This window comes from Natronospira sp., assembly GCF_007134575.1.
GTDB lineage: Bacteria > Pseudomonadota > Gammaproteobacteria > Natronospirales > Natronospiraceae > Natronospira > Natronospira elongata.
This window is the reverse complement of record NZ_SLKM01000208.1, coordinates 1-2501: the sequence shown is the minus strand read 5'-3', so window position 1 is coordinate 2501 and position 2501 is coordinate 1. Positions and strand designations below refer to the sequence as shown.

Annotated in this window: 2 protein-coding genes; both read left to right on the top strand. The window is 66.4% G+C overall.

Features of this window, described 5'->3' with window-relative positions; translation table 11 throughout:
* The coding region (locus tag ACJWXQ_RS08210; protein WP_406672561.1) for a pyruvate dehydrogenase complex E1 component subunit beta at positions 1-1271 on the top strand (1271 nt) is incomplete at its 5' end.
* Positions 1268-2461 carry a dihydrolipoamide acetyltransferase family protein gene (locus ACJWXQ_RS08205; RefSeq protein WP_306727522.1) on the top strand — a complete coding sequence of 398 codons (1194 nt, stop codon included), beginning with the start codon at positions 1268-1270 and terminating at the stop codon, positions 2459-2461. The genes ACJWXQ_RS08210 and ACJWXQ_RS08205, both read left to right, overlap by 4 nt.
* Positions 2462-2501: the final 40 nt, after the last annotated feature.

Here is a 2501-nt window from a genome sequence, read left to right as displayed (position 1 = left end):
GCTTCCGCGCCCACTCCATGTTCGACCCCCAGCTTTACCGCGATCAGGAAGAAGTGGCGCAATGGAAAGAACGCGATCCCATCGATCGCCTGGCCAACTGGATGCAGCAGGCCGGCCTGCTTGACGAAGAACAGCAGGCCAGTCTGGACCGGGAAGTCACGGAAGAAGTCGAGGCCGCAGTTCGCTTTGCGGAAGACTCCGAATGGGAAGCGGTCACTGACCTGCATGAACATGTGATGGCGCCCGCCCCGGCCAGCCTTGAACCACCCCCCGAGGCCGAAAAAGGCGAAACGGAAATGAGCCTGCGTGAAGCCTTCGCCCGCGGGCTTGAGGAGGCACTCAGCCACGACAAGCGTGTCTTCATCATGGGCGAGGACATCGGCCGCTATGGCGGTTGTTATGCCGTTACGCGCGGCATGCTGGAGCACTTCGGCCCGGAACGGGTACGCGACACACCCCTGTCCGAGAACGCCTTTACCGGTGCGGGCATTGGTGCAGCACTTGGCGGCATGCGCCCGATCGTGGAGATCATGACGGTCAACTTCAGCCTGCTGGCGATGGATCAGATCGTGAACACGGCGGCCACCCTGCTGCACATGTCCGGTGGCCAGTTTCCGGTACCGCTGGTAATCCGCATGGCCACCGGTGCCGGTCGCCAAGTGGCGGCCCAGCACTCCCACAGCCTGGAAAACTGGTATGCCCATGTGCCCGGCATCCGGGTGCTCTACCCGGCCACCGTGGAGGATGCCCGCTACATGCTGTGGTCGGCTCTGCAGGACCCCAACCCGGTGCTGATCTTCGAGCATGTGATGCTGTACAACCACAGCGCCGAACTCACCCCGCAGCCGGATGGCGTGGACATCGACAAGGCGGTGATCCGGCGACCCGGTCGTGACATTTCCCTGATCACCTGGGGCGGCTGCCTGTACAAGAGCCTGGAAGCCGCCGAGTTGCTGGCCAGGGACGGGATCGAGGCGGAGGTGATTGATCTCCGGGTCCTGCGCCCGCTGGATCGCGACACCCTGATCGAATCCGTCAGCCGCACCCGGCGTGCCGTAGTGGTGGACGAAGGCTGGCTGACCGGCAGTCTGGCCGGCGAGATTCTGGCCATCCTTTCTGAACAGGCCTTCTGGGAGCTGGACGCGCCACTCGCCCGGGTCTGCAGCGAGGAAGTGCCCATACCCTACCCCCGTCACCTGGAAGAATCGGCCCTGCCCCAGGTGGACAAGATCGTCGCCACCGCCCGCCGGATCCTGGGGGAACAGGCATGAGCGATTTTCGCATGCCCTCCATGGGCGCGGACATGGAATCCGGCAAGCTGGTGCGCTGGAAGATCCGGCCCGGAGACCGGGTCAAGCGTGGCCAGGTGGTGGCAGCGGTGGAAACCGCCAAGGCGGTGCTGGATATCGAGATCTTCGAGGACGGCACGGTACGCGAACTGCTGGTGGAGGAAGGCAGCGAAGTGCCGGTGGGCGAGGTGCTGGCACGGATCGACGGGGACGAGCAGGCGGCCAGCAAGACAGCCGAAGCCGCCACCGCGCCCCTGCCCCGCAAGGCTGCCCCGGAAAGGCCCAGTCCGGATGACAGCCAGCCGCCCCGAAAACCCGCCCAGCCGACCAGACACGGCCCCGGCCATGAGCCACGGCCCACCGCTTCACCCGCCGCCCGGCGTCAGGCTCGACTGCGGGACCTGGATTTGAGCCGGCTCCGAGGCAGTGGCCCGGATGGGGCCATCCTGCTGCGCGACCTGGACCAAACCGACGACAGGACTTTCGCCGAGCCATCACGGGGCTTTGAGCCGGAAGCCATGCGGAGCGCCATTGCCGCCACCATGAGCCGGGCCAAGCGGGAGATCCCCCATTTCTATCTCAGCCAGCAAGTGGACCTGAACGCCGCCGAACAATGGCTGGAGAACTGGAACCATGACCGCCCCCCGGCCGAGCGGCTGTTGATGGCGGGCCTGTTCATCCGCGCCACCGCCCTGGCCCTGGCCCGTTTCGGTGAACTGAATGGTCACTACGGGCCGGATGGCTTCCGGCCATCCAGTGACATCCACCTGGGCCTGGCCATCCACCTGCGCGGGGGCGGGCTGGTGGCCCCCGCCATTCTCCACGCCGACCGCCTGAGCCTTGGCGAGATCACCGCCGCCATGCAGGACCTGGTGCAGCGGGCCCGGCGCGGCGGTCTGCGCGGCTCCGAGTTCAATCAGGGCACGGCCACCGTGACCAGTCTGGGAGAGCGTGGTGTGGACCGGGTCATCGGCGTGATTCAGCCGCCCCAGGTGGCCATGATCGGCTTCGGCCGGCCACGCCCCCGCCCCGTCGCCATCGACGACGCCCTGGCCGTGCACGCCACGGTGGACATCAGTCTGGCGGCGGATCACCGGGTCTGTGACGGTCATGTGGGGGCCCGCTTTCTCAACGACATCGACCAGCGGCTGCAGCACCCGGAGGGATTGTGAACAGAGACGCACTCAGACAGGCCATTCTCGAAGAACTCTC